This window comes from Winogradskyella sp. MH6 (assembly GCF_022810765.1).
Lineage (GTDB): Bacteria > Bacteroidota > Bacteroidia > Flavobacteriales > Flavobacteriaceae > Winogradskyella.
The window spans coordinates 2,949,518-2,969,418 of record NZ_CP094494.1 but is presented as its reverse complement, the minus strand read 5'-3'; the positions used below and the strand labels follow the sequence as shown (position 1 = coordinate 2,969,418).

Sequence of the window (19,901 nt, the reverse complement as noted above, 5' to 3'; positions counted from 1 at the left end):
TAATTAACATATTTAATTACTTTTACGCGAATAAATTTTAAACACTATGGGAAGAGCTTTTGAGTTTAGAAAAGCAAGAAAAATGAAACGATGGTCTGCTATGAGTAAGGCCTTTACTCGTATTGGTAAAGACATTGTAATGGCAGTAAAAGAAGGTGGGCCAGATCCAGACAGTAACTCTCGTTTAAGAGCTGTAATACAGAACGCTAAGTCTGTAAACATGCCTAAAGACAATATTGAGCGTGCTATAAAACGTGCATCAGACAAAAGCCAAGGTGACTATAAGGAAGTACTTTTTGAAGGTTATGCACAACATGGCATAGCTGTACTAATAGAAACTGCAACCGACAACAATACACGTACCGTTGCTAATGTTCGTAGCTATTTTAATAAATGTGATGGAAGTTTAGGTACATCAGGTTCTGTAGTTTTTATGTTTGATCATACCTGTAATTTTAAAATAAAAGGTGATGATTTAGACTTAGAAGAATTAGAATTAGAGCTTATAGATTTTGGTGTTGAAGAAATTTTTGAAGATACTGATGAGGATGAAGATGGAAATGAAGTAACAAGCGTTATGATATACGCACCATTTGAAAGTTTTGGTAATATACAATCCTATTTAGAAGAAAATAAAATTGAAATTATTTCCTCTGGTTTTGAGCGTATTCCGCAAGTGACTAAAAAATTAACAGCCGAACAAGCTGAAGATGTAGAGAAACTTCTAGAAAAACTTGAAGAAGACGACGATGTACAGAATGTATATCACACCATGGAAGAATCAGCAGAATAGCATTGTATGCATATTATATTTAAGAGGGCTTCTGCCCTCTTTTTTATGCTATTATCTCAGAACTTTAATTTTTGAAAAAAGGATTAATTACTAAATCCTATATTTGTTACTCAACCAACCAAAAATTGAGCAAAAAACGTCTTTATTTTATTGATGCTGTAAGAGCCTTTGCCATCTTAATGATGCTACAAGGTCATTTTATAGATACACTTTTAGACGTATCTTACAGAGACGATCATAATACTGCATTTTCTATATGGAAATATTTTAGAGGTATTACTGCTCCAACATTCTTTACCATTTCAGGGTTAATATTTTCTTATCTGTTGATTAAAGCTAAACGTAGCGGAGATGTAGCCTTTAGAATGAAAAAAGGTTTATACAGAGGCTTGTTGCTTATAGGTATAGGATATCTTTTGCGTGCTCCAATTTTCCAATGGTTTTATGGTGATTTTAATTCACCATATTTCCTACTTGTTGATGTTTTACAGTGTATTGGGTTATCCCTAATATTAGTTGTGGGTATTTATAAGTTAACCTTTAAAAAAACACTTTTGTTTTCAATTTTAATGTGCCTTTTAGGATTTGCTATTTTCCTTACCGAGCCACTTTATAGATATTTAGATTTACCCAATGTCCCAAAAGTATTTGCCAATTGGTTAACTAAAGATTATGGATCAGTTTTTAATATCATTCCGTGGTTTGGCTATATTGCTTTTGGTGCATTTATAGCCACTATTTTCTACAGATATATAGAGCGTCCAAAGTTTAAGCTGAGTATAATTTTGGGTTTCGTTGTTTTTGGACTCGCTTTAATATTTAAATCGGGTTGGCTTTTAATGAAGCTTTATTATTTAACAGATTTTGAGCTTTTTAAAGGTGTAGCTAACTACAACTACCTTTTTATAAGACTAGGTAATGTACTATTACTGTTTGCTATATTCTATGCAGCTGAAGATTACATAAAACAACCGTTATTACTTAAAATTGGGCAAAAAACGTTATCTATTTATGTTATCCACTTTATAATTATATATGGAAGTTTTACTGGTATAGGACTGCATCAACTTATTGGTAAAACCTTGTTGCCATGGCAAGCCATAATTGGTGCTGCTTTATTTTTAACAACTGTTTGTTTCATCTCATTTTACTATGTAAAAACCAATGCGTTTGTTTATCAGCATTTGAGAAAACTAAGTGATAAAATAAGGCATTACAAAAGTAACTTGAAATAAAAAAGGCTTCCTAACTAAAGGAAGCCTCTTCTTTCTCATAACAATTTTAAAACTCAAAAAAATATTAATTGTTAGATAAATACACCGACGAAGCCGATGCTAAAGCACTATTGTAAAATGGCACTAAGTTACCACCAGAGCCAATATTATTGAAGGCTAAAATTCTTCCTCCTCCATTACCAGCTTCAGCGATATAAACTGTTTGAGTATTGGCATCATAAGCTACATCTACTGGGTTTCCTAATAATGTAGAGCTACCAGCAACACGTGTTTGGCTAGATAACGCTAATGTTCCTCCATTAGAGGTAGCATTTAATTTATTAGTAAAGTTTTCTATTACATGAAAACCACCATCATCTTGTCCATTAGACGCTAATGCAATATCTGTCATCACTAAAACATCCGAACCAGCATCGTAAGTTATACCATGAGTTCTTATTATTCCTTCTATTGCAATACGCTTAGAAGCATTTAATGTAGTTGTTGTAGTATTTGATAAGAAATTTGTAAAAACAGCTAATTCATTGGTTGCATCTACAACAGCATATAAATCATTTCCGTTAAAAGTAATTCCCCAAAGTTTAAAGTTTGTTGTAATTACATTTCTTAATGAAAAACTTCCATTAGCCATAGTATAAACATACAATCTACCATCTGGTGTGTTTGTATCACCATCTACATCTGCATTATCAGCTACAACAAATAAATTACCACTAACTGCAACTTCTCTTGGACTCATCATATCACTAGTACCAGTTACACCAACATTAATAGCAGTACCATTTACTAGGTTATCTACATTTAAGAATCCTTCAAGATTATTTCCTGATCTAGATGCTTGAAAAACTGACTCAGTACTCTTATTATAATAGATTCCATCTGCAGCTGTTGAAGTGGTCATTAAAGTTTTTGTCATAATATCTTGGCTAGACGTAACGTCATAAACTGTAATATTACCATTAGAATTGTTTGAGGCAAAAAGGCTAATTGTTTGATTATCTCCATTGTTGTTATCATCATCATCACTACACGATGTTGCTAAAAATGATACCATAACAACCATAGCTGCTATTAGTTTTGAATTTTGGTTTTGAATTAGATTTTTAATTTTCATGATTATATAAGTTTTTTGTTTGTACTTTACTTACGTAATTATGATTATGTGGGTTTTAAAAAAGTTGAATAAAATTTACATTTATCATGTATAAAACTGAATATGAAAGACTTAATAGTTTGTTTTTATCAAGCATTTCATCAACTCGATGCTAATAAAATGACTTCTTATTACCACAAAGATGTCGTTTTCGAAGATCCTGCTTTTGGTGTTTTAAAAGCAGAGCGCGCTAGAGCAATGTGGAAAATGCTTTGTGAGTCCCAAAAAGGAAAAGACTTTAAAATTGAAGCTACCAACATTACCGAAAATTCTGCACATTGGGAAGCATTCTATACCTTTAGCAAAACAGGAAGAAAAGTTCACAATAAAATTGATGCTAGGTTTGAGTTTAAAGATGGATTAATAATTAAGCATACTGATGATTTCAATCTTCATAATTGGGCAAAGCAAGCTATTGGTTTTAAAGGATTATTGTTGGGTGGTAGCGGTTTTTTTAAAAAGAAATTACAATCCCAGACCAACTATCTTCTCGATAAATATATGGCAGAAAAAAAGCTACCAAATTAATTTGATAGCTCTTTGAGGCAATGTTTCTTTTTAGGGACTTAAAAGTTTACTTTATGTTTCATTGCATGTATTATATATAAAACAAATCTTGTGCCAAAATTCTAGCTATATGCTTTTACCTTACCTTCTACTCCTTTGTAAAAAGCTTTCATATATCTAAAATCATCTTCAATATTATCTGTAGGATAAAACGGTTCTGAAACTTTGTTTTGCTTATTTTTAAAATCAAAAGTAAACATAATGATAGGCACTTTAGCTGCTTTAGCTATGTAATAAAATCCTGTCCTCCATTTATCCACTTTTTTTCGTGTCCCTTCTGGCGCAAGAGCTAATCTAAACTCTTCCTCTTCTTCAAATAGTTTAGCAATAGCTTCAACTTTGTTTTGACCCGAAGTTCGGTCTAAAGCTTTTCCTCCAACAGCTCTAAAGTAATAACCAAATGGCCAACGAAACAGTTCTTTCTTAGCTATAAAATTGGTTTTAACACATGCTACTTTTCTTAATAAAATACCAATGTAAAAGTCGTGCCAACTCGTATGTGGTACACCAATGATTACAGCTTTTTTTATACTGTCTTTTGAGAAATTAGTGTTACCTACAATTTTCCAACCTAAAAGTTTGAAATAAATGAATTTTGCTAACCAACGCATTTTACATTTTTTTGTAGAGCTTTAGAAGCACATCTCTGGTAATTATAGTTTTCCAGTTTTTACCAACGGCATTTTCCCATAACGGCTCTAGGCTAAGTGCCACATCTATCATGGTGTTAAACTGATTATCATCCAGCCCAGCACAAATACCTTGTGGTAATTCAATACCATGCTTTTCTTTCATCTTTTTAAACATGGCTACTCCTTCTGGATAATAGTCTTCTAAATGATCAAATACAATACAGTTTCCTATACCATGTTTAACTCCAAGAAGGTAGCCTAATCCATAACTCATAGCATGGGCTACACCAACCTGCGAATAGGCTATACTCATGCCTCCGTGCCATGATGCCATCATTAGTTTATCTTGAGACTCTTCTTCAGATAGACTATCGCTTAAGAAAATTTCTTGACAAAGTTCATAGGCCTTTTCGCCATAGCTTTGGCTAAAGGCATTTAAATAGGTGCCATTGAGAGATTCTACACAGTGTACAAAGCAGTCCATCCCTGTATAGAACCACTGATTTTTAGGAACATCCTTTGTTAATTCAGGATCTAAGATAACCTGGTCGAAAGGTGTATAATCACTATTAATACCTAATTTACGTATTGGACCTGTTAAAATTGTAGTTCTAGATACTTCAGCTCCTGTACCTGAAATCGTAGGAATACCAACATGATATACGGCTGGATTTTTAATTAAATCCCAACCTTGATAATCTTTAGATTGCCCTTTGTTAGTTAACATCAATGATACAGCCTTAGCAATATCCATTACAATGCCACCTCCAATACCAATAATACCCGAAGGTAACTCACTATATTCTAATATAATATCTTCTACTAATTGGTCTATCTGAGAGGTTTTTGGTTCTTCTTTAGTAGGTACATAAACTATTTTGTCTTTATAAGACAACGTAATTCTTGAAGTTAGCCAATGATTACCCTTAAAGACATCATCTACATAAAATATAAATGGTGCATTGCGTCCTTTTCGCTTAGGAGCTAAAATTTCATCTAACTGATTAAAACTTCCGCGCCCAAAAACAATTCTGGACACCATTGGATAATTTTTATATATCATTTAATATTTAATCTTTAACAAAAATAAAAACTTAGTTTATTTATTTAGTCTTTATAAAACTTAAAATCTCTTTTAGATTATCAACAGTTTTATACTCTAACCCGTTTGTTTCTTTTTTACTTACTTTTTCGTGCTGCCAAGTTGTGTGAAAAGGCACATGAATGGCCTTAGCACCAATATTTACCAATGGTAAAATATCAGACTTTAATGAATTACCTATCATTAAAAATTCTGAGGGTTTAATGTCTAAATGTTTCAAGAGCTTTTCATAATTAGCTTCTTGTTTTTCGCTCAAAACCTCTATATGATGAAAATAATCTAACAACCCAGACTTTTCTAGTTTACGCTCTTGATCTAACAAATCTCCTTTAGTTGCTAGGATTAATCTGTAATCTTTGGATAAGGTTTTTAAAACATCTTCTACTCCATCTAACAATTCAATTGGCTTATTGATCATGTTTTTACCAATATCTAAAATCTTACCAACTATTTCATTTGAAACTCTACCATTAGACAATTCTATTGCTAACTCTATCATTGACAACACAAAACCCTTTACTCCATAACCATAGGTTGGAAGATTTTTCATCTCCATTCTAAAAAGTTCCTGGTCTATTTTATTTGGTGTCTCATAATGTGACAACAAATGGCCTACTTCTTCTTCTGCCTCTCTAAAATAGGTTTCGTTAACCCAAAGCGTATCATCAGCATCAAAACCAATTACTTTTATGTTGCTGTAATCTATTTCCACAAACGCTTAGCTTTTTCTAAATCTTCAGGTGTATCAATTTCTACTCCTTGCACTTCGGTTTCTACCATTTTAATTTTTTTACCATATTCTAAATATCGAATACATTCAATCTTCTCAGTAGCTTCAATAAACTGCATTGGTAAAACGGTAAAATCTAACAAAGCTTGTTTTCTAAAGGCATAAATTCCTTTGTGTTTAAAATATCTTGCTCCTGCTTCTTTATCTCTCGGAAACGGAATAGGACTTCTAGAAAAATATAACGCAAAATTATTCTGATCTACAATAACCTTAACTGTATTTGGATTATTTATTTCTTCCCAATCTGTAATTTCTACCATTAAAGAGGCTAAATCAATTTCTTTTTGTTCGTCTTCTTTAAAAACTTCTAGTACTTTTCGTAAACTTTCTGCTTCTGTAAAAGGCTCATCACCTTGTACGTTTACAACAATATCACAATCTACATTTGCAACAGCTTCTGCAATTCTGTCACTACCAGATTCATGTTCTTTTTGGCTCATTATAGCTTTACCTCCATTATTTACAATTTCATTATAAATAATGTCACTATCTGTTACAACATAAACTTCACTGAATAGATTGGTGGCAACAGTAGCTTCGTAAGTTCTCAATATAACTGATTTTCCGGCTAAATTTTGCATTAGCTTACCTGGAAAACGAGAAGCACTATAACGTGCAGGAATCATGGATATAATCTTCATATATCTGCTTTATCGGTATTCAAAAATAAAGTTTTCTCTTTTAATTAGCGTCGTTTTCAACAAACATTTCATCTTTAAATCCTATAAGATAAAGTTTCTCTTTTGCACGTGTTACAGCTGTATACAACCAACGTAAGTAATCTTTATCCATACCATTTGGCAAATAAGGTTGCTCTACAAAAATAGTATTCCATTGCCCACCTTGAGACTTATGACAGGTTATGGCATAAGAAAATTTAACTTGAAGCGCATTAAAATATTTATTGTTTTTAACACCTAAAAAACGCTTGTAATTACTCGTCTCATTAGCATAATCTTTAGCAACTTCTTGATAAAGCTTATTAGAATCATCATAACTTAATGAGGCGCTTTCAGCATCAATTGTATCTAAAAGCAAGACGGTCTCAAAAGGTCTCATACGAGGATAATCGACCATTTTTACTTTAACTTCAGCAAACTTAAAACCGTATAATTCTTTAATACTGAAGATTTCTAAAACTTCAACAATATCTCCATTAGCTATAAAGCCTGCTTCTGTTGTTGGTTTAATCCAAAAGTAGTTGTTCTTAACCACCATGAGATAATCACCTGCAGACAATTCGCTCTCATTAAATAAAATACGCTCTCTTATTTGCTTGTTGTAAAGATTTGCCCTTTTATTGCTACGAACTATGATTGCTGTTTCTTCATAACCATTGCTACTGTAAGCATCATTAATGGCATCCATAATTTCGTAACCATCTACTAATCTAACAATGTCTTCATAAGCTGTAACATTGAATTTAAAACTCTCGTAAAACCCTGATTCTAAAGTAGCTCTTAGCTCAGTTGCATTTTCTAGAATACCAGAGTCTTGCTCTTGTCTAACAACTTCATCTAATTCTTCGCCAGAAACATTCTTGTTATAATTAAGACTTAACTTATCTGAATCTAGCGCTGGACTTAAATCAGATTTTACTGGTGGCAATTGGGCTTTATCTCCTATTAATAATAGCTTACACTGATGACCAGAATATACATATTGCATTAAATCATCTAATAGCGAACCGTTTTCAAATAGTTTTGAATCCGATGGCGTGTCTGGTATCATAGATGCTTCATCTACAATAAAAATGGTGTTTCTATGCTTGTTTGGCTGCATAACAAACTTAACACCACCTCCCTTTTCTTTTTTAGGAAAGTAAATCTTCTTATGTATTGTAAATGCTTCTTTTTTTGAATAGTTAGAGATGACTTTAGCTGCTCTACCTGTTGGTGCCAACAAAACAGCGCTTTTCTTTGCTTGCCAGAGGTTATTAACTATTGTACCAACAATACTTGTTTTTCCTGTACCAGCATAACCTCTTAACAAATAAGTTTGATTAGAAGAGGTGTCAAAAATAAATTGAGACAACTGCATTAACACCTTATCTTGCTTAGCAGTAGGCACAAACGGAAATTTAGACTTTAAAAGCGAATAAAATGCAGAAGCATTAGTAATCATAGAGAATTAAATTGTGAGCAATATAATATATATATACCTTCATTAAAAACCTATCTTAATTTTGAATGATTTTTATTTAGATAGTTTTTCTCAATAAAAAAAAATTGTAGATTTGCGAGACAGCTAATTAATAAATAAAAACTAAAAAATGGTAATTGCAGCTATAATTGGTATTATACTCTTAACTATCCTAATTGTATGGTTAATTGACAAATTTGTTCCTAAAAAATTAAAACCAGTACTTAACCTAGTACTATGGGCACTTATTATATTTCTTGGTTACATTACCTTTATGTCTGTATACAAGGAAATAGAATTCAACAAACTAAAGGTTGAGCGTTACAAAGTTGTAATAGATAGATTAGTAGATATTAGAGATTCTCAAATAGCTTACAAAGAAGTAAAAGGAGAATATGCAGGCAGCTTTGATAAGCTTATAGATTTTGTAGAAAACGATAGTATTCCTATTACACAAAGACGAGATAGTACAGTTTTAGACGTAGAAAGAACTCGTGCGTTTGGTGGTGTAGAAACGTTTAAAACTATCACTCTAATAGACACATTAGATTATTGGAATGTAAAAGACTCTATCTTTAAAGGAGATAGTCGCTATAAAAACATGGCTAATGTTGGTATTGGTAAAGAAGGTGCTAAATTTAAACTAGAAGCTGGTAAAATAGAAGAAATTCCAGTATTTGAAGCTAGCGTTGATAAAGCTATTGTTTTAGATGGCCAAGAAAAATATCTAATAGAGAAAGAAAAGCAAGCTGTTTCTATTGCAGGTGTTAAAGGTGAAACCGTGAAAATTGGTTCTATGGAAGAAGTTAACACTAGCGGAAACTGGGGTAAAGACCTTTCAACAAAGGAATAATTTTGACTAAAAATAACATTAAAGAACTGTCCATTCAAGTTAATTTGAATGGGCTTTGTTTTTGTATACTAAACAGAACATCTAATACTATTGAGTTTCTTAATAGCATTTCATTTCATCATAAACTAAATCCTTTTGATGTTCTAAATCGTCTAAAAACCGAATTGAGTGCCAACTCTATTTTCTCAGATGAATTTGATGCTATTACGGTTATACATCAAAATGAATTGTCCACTCTGGTGCCAAAAGAACTTTATGACGAAAACAACAAAGCAGATTATTTAAAATTCAATACAAAAATCTTAAAGACAGATTTTATCACATATGATGATATTGCAGTAAATGAGAGTGTCAACGTATACATACCATACATTAATATCAACAACTATATTTTTGAAACCTTTGGCGAATTTACATATAAGCATTCCTCTACGGTTTTAATAGATTCAGTTTTGCAAAAAACTATTAAAAGCAATAATGCTAATGTGTACCTCCACGTTAACAGCTCTATGATTGAGATATCGGTTATAGAAAACGAACAACTTCAACTATTTAATGTTTTTGAATATCACAGTAAAGAAGATTTTATTTACTATGTTCTCTTTGTTTTTGAACAACTAAAACTAGATGTTGAAACCACAATAATTTATTTAAGTGGAAATATTGATAAAAACGACGAATTATATAATCTAATCTACACATACATAAGACACGTTGAGTTTGAAAAACTTAACTTTAGTTATAACTATTCAGAAGAGGTAAGCTCAGATAAGCTACACCACCACTATTTGATTCTAAACACTTTTTAATGCGTATCATCTCCGGAACATATAAAGGCAGAAAAATTATAGCTCCTGCTAAATTACCTGTTCGCCCAACTACAGACATGGCCAAAGAAGCCTTGTTTAACATACTTAATAACCAGTATTATTTTGATGATATTTCTGTATTAGACCTATTTTCTGGTACTGGCAACATTAGTTACGAGTTTGCCTCTAGAGGAACTGAAGACATTACAGCAGTAGATGATCACTACGCTTGTATAAAATTTATAAATGATACAGCTGAATTGTTTGAAATGCCAATAAAAACAATAAAAAGTGATGTCTTTAAATTTTTAGAAAATTTCGGACAACAGTATAGTATCATTTTTGCTGATCCTCCTTATGATTTTGAGGTTGATTTATTCTCAAAAATCCCTCAATTGGTTTTTGAAAATAACCTACTAGAAGAAGAAGGTCTTTTAATTATAGAACACTCTAAACATACTGATTTAAGTCTTTTAGCGCATTACTCTCACTCAAAAAAATATGGCGGCAATATGTTTAGTTTCTTTGCTTAAAAAGTATCTATTTTTACTTCATAATCTTTATTGATTCTTAGCTTTTTCCTAAGTTACATTTTGTAGTATAAATCTTAAATTAAATTTTTCATTAATTTAGCTGTATAAAATTCTGATTTTTAGATAAGTATACCTGTCCTGTTTATCTACGATTTAATTAGCCTCTTTGTTAGTACTTGCTATTAAATATTTTACTAACCAATTAAATCAAATTATTATGAAGAATTTAAAAACGGGATTACTAATTCTCTTATTAACAGTTTTTACTGTAAACTTTTCAAATTCACAAGAAGAAGAGCAACCTACAATGTTTGTTGTACATACAGACAATGTAAAGTTTGAAATGATGCCAAAATATGAAGAATTGGCACTAAAGCTAAAGAAAAGCTGTGACGAGAATAAAATTGAAGGTATGAGTTGGACAACCATTAGTGTGGAAGATGGTCGTTATGTTTATGTATCACCCATCAAGAACATGGCTGAGTTAGACACCAACCCAATGGAAGGTCTTGCGAAGAAAATTGGTGAGGAAGAAATGGGTAAAATGTTTGAGGGAATGGATGAATGTTATGATTCTCATAGTAACGAGATTATACATTTCATTCCTCAGTTATCATACATGCCAGAAGGCTACAGTACAAAGGATAAAAACGAAAGAGAATATCACTTTTTGTATTACGCTCCAAAAAATGCAAAAGCAATGAATGAAGGTATGGCAAAAATTAAAGAGATGTTTGAAACAAAAGGTGTTAAAAATGGATATGAGGTATATCACAGTGGATTTGGCAGCGAAGAAAGTTACTATATGGTCTCTGTAGCTGGTGAAAGTGAGTTAGCCATAGCACAAGACGGTGAAGATGATGATGAACTTTTAGGAGATGAAAGTCAAGCTACATTTTGGGAAGTTATTAAGCTCGCCACTAAATACAATGAAGTAGAAGCTAAAGTTCGTCCAGATTTAAGCTATTATCCTGAATAAAAATCTCAAATACAAAAAGAAACCCTTTACTATTTTAATAAAGGGTTTTTTATAGTTAAGCAAACCTATAAGCCGAATTCTGTATCGAGACAGTAATCGTCTCGACCCTTATCATTTATCTACGCTTACTGTTACCAGCAAACTTTAGCTGCCTACCCTCCAACATTGAACGTGCAGCCCTCAAACGTTGGTATACATGACATTGCACCACATAGAGTTTACCTGATTTCACTACAGCATTACCTGTACATCCTTTCTGTTGCACTTTTCCTAACCTCTCGGCTGGTGGCTGTTAACCACTATGCTTGCACTATGGTGTTCGGACTTTCCTACCCTAATTAAATTAGAATCGATAAGGCGATTTACTAGCTGTCAAAATTACATAAATTGTTAATAACTCCTATTAAATTTTAACCTATAGAAATGTCTATTTAGAGGTTATTCTTAAATTTGTGTTTCAGTTACTTTTCAATGGAGCATTTTGTAGTATCGGCACGTAAGTATAGACCACAAACCTTTAAGGATGTTGTAGGGCAACAAGCTATTACAAATACACTTCTTAATGCTATTGAAAATAATCATTTAGCTCAAGCACTTTTGTTTACTGGTCCACGTGGTGTCGGTAAAACTACATGTGCACGTATCCTCGCAAAAATGATTAATAGTGATGGTAACACTAGCGAAGATGAAGACTTTGCTTTCAATATTTTTGAGCTTGATGCGGCTTCTAATAACTCTGTAGACGATATTAGAAATTTAACCGATCAGGTTAGAATTCCACCTCAGGTGGGTAAATATAAAGTCTATATTATAGATGAGGTACACATGCTTTCTCAGGCTGCATTTAATGCCTTTCTTAAAACATTAGAAGAGCCACCAAAGCATTGCATTTTTATATTGGCAACTACCGAAAAGCACAAAATTATTCCAACGATTTTATCACGTTGTCAAATATTTGACTTTAAGCGTATTACCGTAACTGACGCTAAAGAATACTTAAAGTACATAGCAGAAGAACAAGGCATAAAAGCTGAAGATGATGCGTTACACATTATTGCCCAAAAAGCTGATGGCGCCATGCGAGATGCTTTATCTATTTTTGATAGGGTTGTAAGTTTTTCCGGTAAAAATTTAACCAGACACGCCGTAACCGAAAATCTTAATGTTTTAGATTACGAAACATATTTTGAAAGCACTGATTTAATCTTAGAAAATAAGATTCCGGATTTATTGGTTCAGTTTAACACTATATTATCCAAAGGTTTTGATGGTCATCATTACATTGCTGGTTTGGCTTCACATTTCAGAGATTTAATGGTTTGTAAAAATCAAGCCACTATAGATTTATTAGAAGTTGGTGAAGAAACCAAACAGAAGTATGTTGAGCAGTCTAGAAAAACCTCAAACACCTTCCTGCTCAAGGGCATTGAGCTTGCCAATGATTGCGATTTAAAGTACAAAACAAGTAAAAATCAAAGATTACTTGTTGAGTTAACACTTATGCAATTAGCCTCTATCACTTTTGATGGAGAAAAAAAAAATGATGGACATTTCATAATTCCTCCATCGTATTTTCAGGCAAAGGGTATTACTCCAATTCCTGTTAATAAAACAAAAGAAGAAGCAAGACCTGCTGTTCAGCAACCAAAAATTGAGAAAAAGGAAGAAAAGCAACAGCCAGTTGCTACAGTTTCTGAGCCTGTTACAATTCCAAAAATTTCAATTGATACAGCCAAAAAATCAACTTCTGGGTTATCTTTAAAAAGCATTAGAGAAAAAAAGGAACATCAAATACGACAATTAGATGTTGTTATTGATGAAGAAGATTTACCAAAAGAGCCTGTTTCTCAAGAAGCATTAACAAAAGCTTGGAATGAATATACAGTTTCAGTATCTAAAAAAGGTGAAAAGATATTAGCTTCTATATTACAGATGGATAAGCCAAAACTAAAGGACACTGCCATTCATCTTACCTATTCGAACAATACCAACAAGATTGAGCTAGAGCGTGCTCAATTTCCGCTTCTTGCCTATTTGCGTAAAGCCTTAAAAAATTATGACCTTCATTTAGAGATTACCGTGAATGAAGAAGTTGCAAAAAAATACGCTTTTACACCGAGAGAAAAGTATGAAAAGCTAAAAGAAAAGAATCCTAATATAGAATTACTGAAGAAAACTTTCGGATTAGATATATAAGCATATGAGAAATATACTTGGTTTACTCTTAATTATAGTTCTTGGTTTTACAAGTTGTGAAGGTCGCATTACCAAAAATCAAGCTTTAGCAAAAGATATTGAAGAATTTAACAAAACCGTATCTGTACAAATAGATGTTTATAAACCTGAAAGCTATACAGAACGCCAAGTTGACACTACACTAAACAATGGCTTTAGAGTAAAGATAAAGACCTACACTGATATGGACAACAGTGTGCTATTCACTAAAATAAAAGACACCATTAATTATCAAACGTATTATCGTAATTTTAAGTTCGATATTTTAGTTGAAAAGGACAACAAGGTTATCTACAACAAAAGCTTTGATAAACAAAAAGCGAATACAGCATTTAACTTTAACCCTAATTTATTAAAAGGCTCAGAGCTTTATAACTTTGACAAACTTGCTATTTTAAATGCTATACAATTAGATGACGACCCAAGCTATACCAATACAGTGGCTATAGATGTTATGTATGCTATACCTGAAACAGATAAGGTATCTCATCATAAAATACTGATCAACGATAAAGGAAAAGCAAATTTCATTCAAACCAAAAAACATTAAAACTATGTTAGGTCTCAAACTTCCAACAGACCCAAGGTGGGTAAACATTGTAGAAAAGAATATTGAAGAAATACTTACCGATCATGCTTACTGTGAGCAAAAGGCAGCGAGTACTGCCATTTCTTTGATTGTTGGTTTCCCAGAATACACAGAACTTGTACAAGAAATGATTGATTTAGTTGAAGAAGAAATGAGTCACTTTAAAATGGTACACGACCTTATTTTAGAACGTGGCTGGACGCTTGGCAGAGATCGCAAAGATGATTATGTACTTGCCCTTTTAAAGTTTTTCCCAAAAGGTGGAAGCAGAACTACACAATTGACTCACAGATTACTTTATGCAGCACTAATCGAAGCACGTAGCTGCGAACGTTTTAGATTACTCTCCGAAGAATTGGAAGACAAAAAATTGGCTAAATTCTACAGAAAATTAATGATTAGCGAAGCCAACCACTACACTATGTTTTTAAATTTTGCAAGGCAATATGGAGACAGAAAAGAAGTAGACCAAAAATGGCAACAACTTCTTGAATATGAGGCAGACATCATGAAAGATTTAGGCAAAAAGGAAACTGTACATGGATAATAAAAAAAGCTTCAAGTAATATTGAAGCTTTTTTTATAATTAAAAGTTGATTTTTCTTAAATCTTTATTCCAAAACCAAATTGCATTACGTGGTTTTTAGCTTCTAGATTTGGTATGTCATCTTCATCTAAGATGTTTGTTAATCCGTAAGAAAATCTTGCATCAACAAACAACTCATCAGTTATCATATATTCTGCACCAACAACACCAGAAAATGCAAATGTTGAAAAGCCATCATTATTTTTCCATGTTTTTAATGCTACCTGAGGTCCTGCCATAAAAGACAATCTATCTGAAGTTGATAATTTTAATAAAATTGGCATTTGTATGTAATCTGCTCTAAGACCTTCATCCTTACCGCCTTCTGCAGACCATTGTAATTCTGTATGTAAAGACAAATCTTCAGAAAAACCGTAATCAACAAATCCAGCAAATGCAAAACCATTTCTATGTTGATTGTCAAAATTTGCATCTGGATCAAAATCTAGATTAGATACATTAAGTGCACCTCTTACTCCATAACGAACTTCTTGAGCCATGCAAATCGTTGTAAAGCATATCAATAAAGAGGCAAGTAAAAATTTTTTCATAATATTAATTTGAGACAGCGAATATAATTTAAATTCTAATACAGGAATAAATGTATAGATTTTAGTAGTAAAAAAGTGGTTAAACGGTAAATTTCAACTTAATTTATTCTACAGAAACACTAGACACTGTTTCAAAATAAACACTTTTTATAATACCATCTGACAGTCCAATTTTTGGAACATAAATATCCTTAGCTCCACTCCATTTCATAGCAGATAAGTAGATTCTTGTTGCCGGAATAATAACATCCGCCCTATCTTGATTTAAATTGAGTTCGGTAATACGTTCTTCGTATGAGTATTGCTGCAAGGTTTGGTAATAATTGCTTAAATAGAAATAGGTTAAAGGTTTGCCAAGTTGCTTTCCTGAAATTTTAAATATTTTATTAATGTTACCACCAGAACCAATTAAATCTATTTTTTCATAAGGTGAAGTACTTTCCTTAATCCATTGCTCTAGCTCACTCCATGTTTCTCTGGTAACAATATCATTTAGAAGTCTAACAGTTCCTACTTTAAAAGATTTAGATTTTACCTTATTACCGTTATGGATAATTGAGAACTCTGTACTACCACCACCTACATCTACATAAAGATAAGTCTTGTTTTCATCAATATATGTGCTTAAATCAGTAGCAGCAATGATGGCTGCCTCTTCTTCACCATCAATAATATCTATACTGATTCCGCAACTGTCAATAATCTTCTTGGTGAGAGCCTCACTATTATTAGCCTCTCGCATAGCAGATGTCGCACATGCTTTGTAACGAACTACTCCATGGGATTTCATAAGTAGGCTAAATGCTACCATGGTATCTATCATGCGTTCTTGGTTGTATTCAGAAACTTCACCATTAATAAATACATCTGCACCTAGTCTTATAGGAACACGTACTAATGAATTTTTCTTAAATACAGTTGGTTTACCCTTTTGTTCTATAATGTTTGAAATTAATAATCTTACCGCATTAGAACCAATATCTATGGCGGCATATTTTTGAATCTTCAGCATATTATCCTTCTAACTTTTTTAAGTAATAATTATATGTATCGAACTGAGCTCTAACTTTTGGCTTATCATTTCTTCGATACGTATTATCTTGTGTTTCATTGATATGACGAGCTTTTACATTGTCGTTCCAGCATATCTCAAATAAATCTTGTAGTTCTTGCTTTAAATCTTCATCGTAAATTGGACAACTCACCTCTACTCTATGCTCTATATTTCTGGTCATCCAATCTGCTGAAGAAATATATACCAATGGATCGTCATTATTAGAAAATACATATAGACGCGTATGTTCTAAAAACTTATCAACTATACTGATAATTTCAATATTTTCACTCATACCTTCAACTCCAGGTACTAAACAACACAAACCTCTAACAATCATCTGTATTTTAACACCTGCTCTACTTGCTTCATAGAGTTTATCGACCATTTTATAGCTGCTTATACTATTCATCTTTAGCTTTATGTAAGCAGTTTTACCGTTTTTGGCATTTTCAATCTCTTTATCAATAAGAGAAAACAATTTGGTTTTGGTATAGTGCGGTGAAGCTATTATATGCTTGTATCTATTAACAATATAGTTGACCTCTAAAAAATTAAATACTTTATTAATGTCTTTAAGAATCTTTGGGTTAGATGTAAGCAGCGTAAAATCTGTGTAGAACTTTGCCGTTGATTCATTAAAATTACCTGTACTTATAAATCCATAACGCTTTAGTTTATGGTCTTCTTCTCGCTCTATAACACACATTTTACTATGCACCTTTAATCCTGGCACTCCAAACAACATATTAACACCAGCATCTTGCATCTGCTCTGCATAATTAATATTAGCCTCTTCATCAAAACGTGCTCTCAGCTCTATAGAAACCGTTACATATTTACCGTTTTTGGCTGCATTTATAAGTGAACTTGCCACATGAGAAATCTGAGCTAACCTATAAATAGTAATCTTTATAGCTCTTACTTTAGGATCTAATGCTGCTTCTCGCAAAAATTTAACAACATAAGAAAATGTATGATATGGCGTGTAAACTAAATAATCCTTTTTTGCTACTGTAGTGAAAATGCTTTCTTGTAAACTCAACCCCTTAACAGGTAATGGTTTAATTCTGTCATAAAGCAAATCTGTTCTCCCTAAGCTAGGAAAATCCATATAATCTCTACGGTTATGATAACGACCACCTGGAATAATACTATCCTTAGAGTCTATCTCCATTCGCTCTAATAAGAAATTTAATGTATCTGGTTCTATATTTTTATCGTGAACAAACCTTACAGGATCGCCACTTTGTCTGTCTTTTACACTTCGAGATAATTTATCTACAAAACTTTTACTTAAATCACTATCAAAATCTAATTCTCCGTCTCGGGTTATTTTTATCATATGAGACGAGATAGAATCGTATTTAAAAATATTGAAGATTTCATCTAAACAATATCTAATAACATCATCTACCATTATAATATAGTTTGCTTCTCCTCTATTTGGCAAAACAATAAAACGCTCCATACTTTTAGAAATCTCAATAAGCGCATATTGATCTTTTCCTCCTGAATTAGACATCGTAATGGTTAAATAACCTGCACTATCCTTTAGTTCTGGAAGAGCTATATCTTCATCCAATATTATTACAACCAATGCAGGGCTAATTTCTTGATAGAAATAGTTTTTTATAAATTCATGATGATCGGCTTCAATTTCAGTTTCATTAATAATGAAAATATTTTCACTTTCAAGTTCTTGTTCTATTTTATTTAAAATTTCAACACTTTCTCTTTGTTGATCAATAACTACTTCTGTAATTTCCTCTAATAACTCACCAGCTTTAATACCACCAAGCTCACTCTTACCACCTTTGCCTGCATCATAAATTCGCTTAACAGTGGCATATCTTACTTTAAAAAACTCATCTAAATTATTAGAAAAAATACCTAAAAACCGTAATCTTTCGATTAATGGTACTGTTTCATCAGCAGCTTCCTGTAATACACGTGCATTAAATTGTAACCAACTTAACTCTCTATTTATATAAGTGTTCTTATGTTTTGTCATGCTCTTAATTCCTTAGGAATTATTAATAATTCTGTAGTTCCTTGTTTTAAATCTTTCCAATCAGAAATATCAAAATTAATCTTAATTAGTCCACTTGTTGGAAGATTATCTATAAACTTATCACCAAATATATTAGCAATTGACGTAAAAGCATGGTTGTGACCAAATAACATAACCGAATTGTAATCATTGGGTAATCTTTTAATAAAGTTTATGACACTTTCACCTCCAAAATCGTATAAATCATCTTTAATTGTAACAGAATCTTCTGACAAGTTAAATGCCCCTAAAAATATCTTACATGTTGAGAAGGCCCTAACTGCTGGACTTGAGTATATAACATTGGGTAATAAACCTAAGCTAACATACTGATTAGCAACTAATTTAACATCATATACCCCTCTATTTTTTAAAGGTCTTAAGAAGTCTGAAACATCAAATTCCCATGAGGATTTTCCATGTCTTACGAGTGTAATTGATTTCATCATATTTCGATTAAAAGCATTTTTTTTCGATAAAATGTTGCATATTTCCGTTTTAACGACTATTTTGGCGCTTTAACTCTAATGTTTGTATAAAATATTAGATATAAGTTCTTTTGCTTTTGTAAAATTAATGTAAATGACCCCAAATCAAAAATATTAATCCATTCAAGATTTCATTTACATTAGTAAAACTTCCCTCTATAAATACTAATGAAATATGTAGTCACTAATGTGTCTATATTTTGTTGTTTTTAAGTTTTGACAAAAAGTATATCGCTAGGCGAGAAATAAAATTGAATTAAAAAATTTAGATATGAAACTATTAACCACAGTTATCTTATGTCTGTTTGTATCAATAGCTATTTACGGACAATCACCTTTAGTTTTAAAAATAAAGGAGGGTTCAGATAAACCTAATTATGAAAAAGAGCACTCTTATTTATTAGAGATAACAAACTCTTCAAAAAAATCAACGAGGTTTTTTGTAGATTCTAAAAATACTAAGTGTCAAAATCTCAAAGAAGAAAACCAAGTTGAACTTATTCAAAAGAATCTCAATAAAGCTTCAAAATCACAGTTTTCTGAACACATATTGAAACCAAATGAATCTTTTGAGTTTTATTTGAAAATATCTAGACCAGCTAACACAACTATAAATAAATGGAACTGTACAGAAGTAAAAGCAGTAGATGAAAACGGAAATACAATAAGTAATTCTGTTATAATTACTTCTTTAATTCCAGATCCTAAAGATAATAACTAGAGCTTACTTGCTAAATCATCAATTCAATTTGGGTTT

Annotated in this window: 21 protein-coding genes and 1 other RNA gene; 11 read left to right on the top strand and 11 right to left on the bottom strand. The window is 32.0% G+C overall.

The annotated features are described in order from the left end of the window. Window positions 1-46 precede the first annotated feature (46 nt). Window positions 47-793 carry a YebC/PmpR family DNA-binding transcriptional regulator gene (locus MST30_RS13290; RefSeq protein ID WP_243471890.1) on the top strand — a complete coding sequence of 249 codons (747 nt, stop codon included), beginning with the start codon at window positions 47-49 and terminating at the stop codon, window positions 791-793. A 71-nt stretch (window positions 794-864) separates the two neighbouring features. Continuing rightward, the gene (locus MST30_RS13285; RefSeq protein WP_346346967.1) at window positions 865-2,028 is read left to right on the top strand and encodes a heparan-alpha-glucosaminide N-acetyltransferase domain-containing protein; all 1,164 of its coding nucleotides are present in this window, start codon (window positions 865-867) and stop codon (window positions 2,026-2,028) included. A 64-nt stretch (window positions 2,029-2,092) separates the two neighbouring features. On the opposite strand, the gene MST30_RS13280 is transcribed toward MST30_RS13285, so the two are convergent. Then, entirely contained in the window at window positions 2,093-3,142 is a 1,050-nt protein-coding gene (locus MST30_RS13280; RefSeq protein ID WP_243471889.1) for a hypothetical protein, read from the bottom strand. A gap of 102 nt (window positions 3,143-3,244) precedes the next feature. Between MST30_RS13280 and MST30_RS13275 the strand changes: the two genes are divergently transcribed. Then, window positions 3,245-3,709 carry a nuclear transport factor 2 family protein gene (locus tag MST30_RS13275; protein ID WP_243471888.1) on the top strand — a complete coding sequence of 155 codons (465 nt, stop codon included), beginning with the start codon at window positions 3,245-3,247 and terminating at the stop codon, window positions 3,707-3,709. A 101-nt stretch (window positions 3,710-3,810) separates the two neighbouring features. Here MST30_RS13275 and MST30_RS13270 read toward each other — a convergent pair whose 3' ends face one another. From MST30_RS13270 to MST30_RS13250, 5 genes are read right to left on the bottom strand one after another with little or no spacing between them, the layout of a single operon-like run. Then, on the bottom strand, window positions 3,811-4,359 hold the full coding sequence (locus MST30_RS13270; RefSeq protein WP_243471887.1) for a 1-acyl-sn-glycerol-3-phosphate acyltransferase: 549 nt from the start codon (window positions 4,357-4,359) through the stop codon (window positions 3,811-3,813). 1 nt (window position 4,360) lies between these two features. Then, complete coding sequence (locus MST30_RS13265) at window positions 4,361-5,443, bottom strand: iron-containing alcohol dehydrogenase family protein (protein WP_243471886.1); 1,083 nt, start codon at window positions 5,441-5,443, stop codon at window positions 4,361-4,363. Between the two features lie 40 nt (window positions 5,444-5,483). Then, window positions 5,484-6,194 carry an HAD family hydrolase gene (locus MST30_RS13260; protein WP_243471885.1) on the bottom strand — a complete coding sequence of 237 codons (711 nt, stop codon included), beginning with the start codon at window positions 6,192-6,194 and terminating at the stop codon, window positions 5,484-5,486. Further along, window positions 6,185-6,913 (bottom strand): 3-deoxy-manno-octulosonate cytidylyltransferase, encoded by a 729-nt coding sequence (gene kdsB / locus MST30_RS13255; protein WP_243471884.1) that lies wholly within the window; start codon window positions 6,911-6,913, stop codon window positions 6,185-6,187. Before kdsB ends, MST30_RS13260 begins: the two co-directional genes overlap by 10 nt. A 40-nt stretch (window positions 6,914-6,953) precedes the next feature. Then, window positions 6,954-8,396, bottom strand: coding sequence for an ATP-dependent DNA helicase (locus tag MST30_RS13250; RefSeq protein ID WP_243471883.1), 1,443 nt, complete (start codon window positions 8,394-8,396; stop codon window positions 6,954-6,956). 148 nt (window positions 8,397-8,544) lie between these two features. Between MST30_RS13250 and MST30_RS13245 the strand changes: the two genes are divergently transcribed. The 4 genes from MST30_RS13245 to MST30_RS13230 all read left to right on the top strand — a co-directional run bounded on the left by MST30_RS13245 (window position 8,545) and on the right by MST30_RS13230 (window position 11,588). Next, a complete protein-coding gene (locus MST30_RS13245) occupies window positions 8,545-9,267 on the top strand; it encodes a hypothetical protein (RefSeq protein WP_243471882.1) in 723 nt (240 codons plus the stop codon). Window positions 9,268-9,269: 2 nt separating this feature from the next. Then, window positions 9,270-10,076 (top strand): DUF3822 family protein, encoded by an 807-nt coding sequence (locus tag MST30_RS13240; RefSeq protein ID WP_243471881.1) that lies wholly within the window; start codon window positions 9,270-9,272, stop codon window positions 10,074-10,076. Further along, window positions 10,076-10,609: an RsmD family RNA methyltransferase gene (locus tag MST30_RS13235; RefSeq protein WP_243471880.1), complete on the top strand. Its 534-nt coding sequence runs from the start codon at window positions 10,076-10,078 to the stop codon at window positions 10,607-10,609. The genes MST30_RS13240 and MST30_RS13235 overlap by 1 nt, the downstream gene beginning before the upstream one ends. 217 nt (window positions 10,610-10,826) lie before the next feature. Further along, entirely contained in the window at window positions 10,827-11,588 is a 762-nt protein-coding gene (locus tag MST30_RS13230) for a hypothetical protein (protein ID WP_243471879.1), read from the top strand. A gap of 52 nt (window positions 11,589-11,640) precedes the next feature. Here the strand turns inward: MST30_RS13230 and rnpB are convergent. After that, window positions 11,641-11,957: RNase P RNA component class A (gene rnpB, locus MST30_RS13225), an RNA gene on the bottom strand. Window positions 11,958-12,059: 102 nt separating this feature from the next. On the opposite strand from rnpB, the gene MST30_RS13220 reads away from it, so the two are divergent. From MST30_RS13220 to MST30_RS13210, 3 genes are read left to right on the top strand one after another with little or no spacing between them, the layout of a single operon-like run. Then, on the top strand, window positions 12,060-13,784 hold the full coding sequence (locus tag MST30_RS13220) for a DNA polymerase III subunit gamma/tau (RefSeq protein WP_243471878.1): 1,725 nt from the start codon (window positions 12,060-12,062) through the stop codon (window positions 13,782-13,784). A gap of 4 nt (window positions 13,785-13,788) precedes the next feature. Then, window positions 13,789-14,373, top strand: coding sequence for a hypothetical protein (locus MST30_RS13215; RefSeq protein ID WP_243471877.1), 585 nt, complete (start codon window positions 13,789-13,791; stop codon window positions 14,371-14,373). 4 nt (window positions 14,374-14,377) lie between these two features. Beyond that, complete coding sequence (locus tag MST30_RS13210; protein WP_243471876.1) at window positions 14,378-14,959, top strand: MiaE family protein; 582 nt, start codon at window positions 14,378-14,380, stop codon at window positions 14,957-14,959. Between the two features lie 56 nt (window positions 14,960-15,015). Here MST30_RS13210 and MST30_RS13205 read toward each other — a convergent pair whose 3' ends face one another. The 4 genes from MST30_RS13205 to MST30_RS13190 form a co-directional block, all read right to left on the bottom strand. Then, window positions 15,016-15,549, bottom strand: coding sequence for a porin family protein (locus tag MST30_RS13205; RefSeq protein ID WP_243471875.1), 534 nt, complete (start codon window positions 15,547-15,549; stop codon window positions 15,016-15,018). Window positions 15,550-15,652: 103 nt separating this feature from the next. Beyond that, window positions 15,653-16,561, bottom strand: coding sequence for a Ppx/GppA phosphatase family protein (locus MST30_RS13200; RefSeq protein ID WP_243471874.1), 909 nt, complete (start codon window positions 16,559-16,561; stop codon window positions 15,653-15,655). A 1-nt stretch (window position 16,562) separates the two neighbouring features. Further along, entirely contained in the window at window positions 16,563-18,617 is a 2,055-nt protein-coding gene (gene ppk1, locus MST30_RS13195) for a polyphosphate kinase 1 (protein WP_243471873.1), read from the bottom strand. Continuing rightward, on the bottom strand, window positions 18,614-19,105 hold the full coding sequence (locus MST30_RS13190) for a SixA phosphatase family protein (RefSeq protein WP_243471872.1): 492 nt from the start codon (window positions 19,103-19,105) through the stop codon (window positions 18,614-18,616). The genes ppk1 and MST30_RS13190 overlap by 4 nt, the downstream gene beginning before the upstream one ends. Window positions 19,106-19,415: 310 nt before the next feature. Here MST30_RS13190 and MST30_RS13185 point away from each other — a divergent pair, with 310 nt between their 5' ends. Next, window positions 19,416-19,865, top strand: coding sequence for a hypothetical protein (locus tag MST30_RS13185; RefSeq protein ID WP_243471871.1), 450 nt, complete (start codon window positions 19,416-19,418; stop codon window positions 19,863-19,865). Window positions 19,866-19,901: the final 36 nt, after the last annotated feature.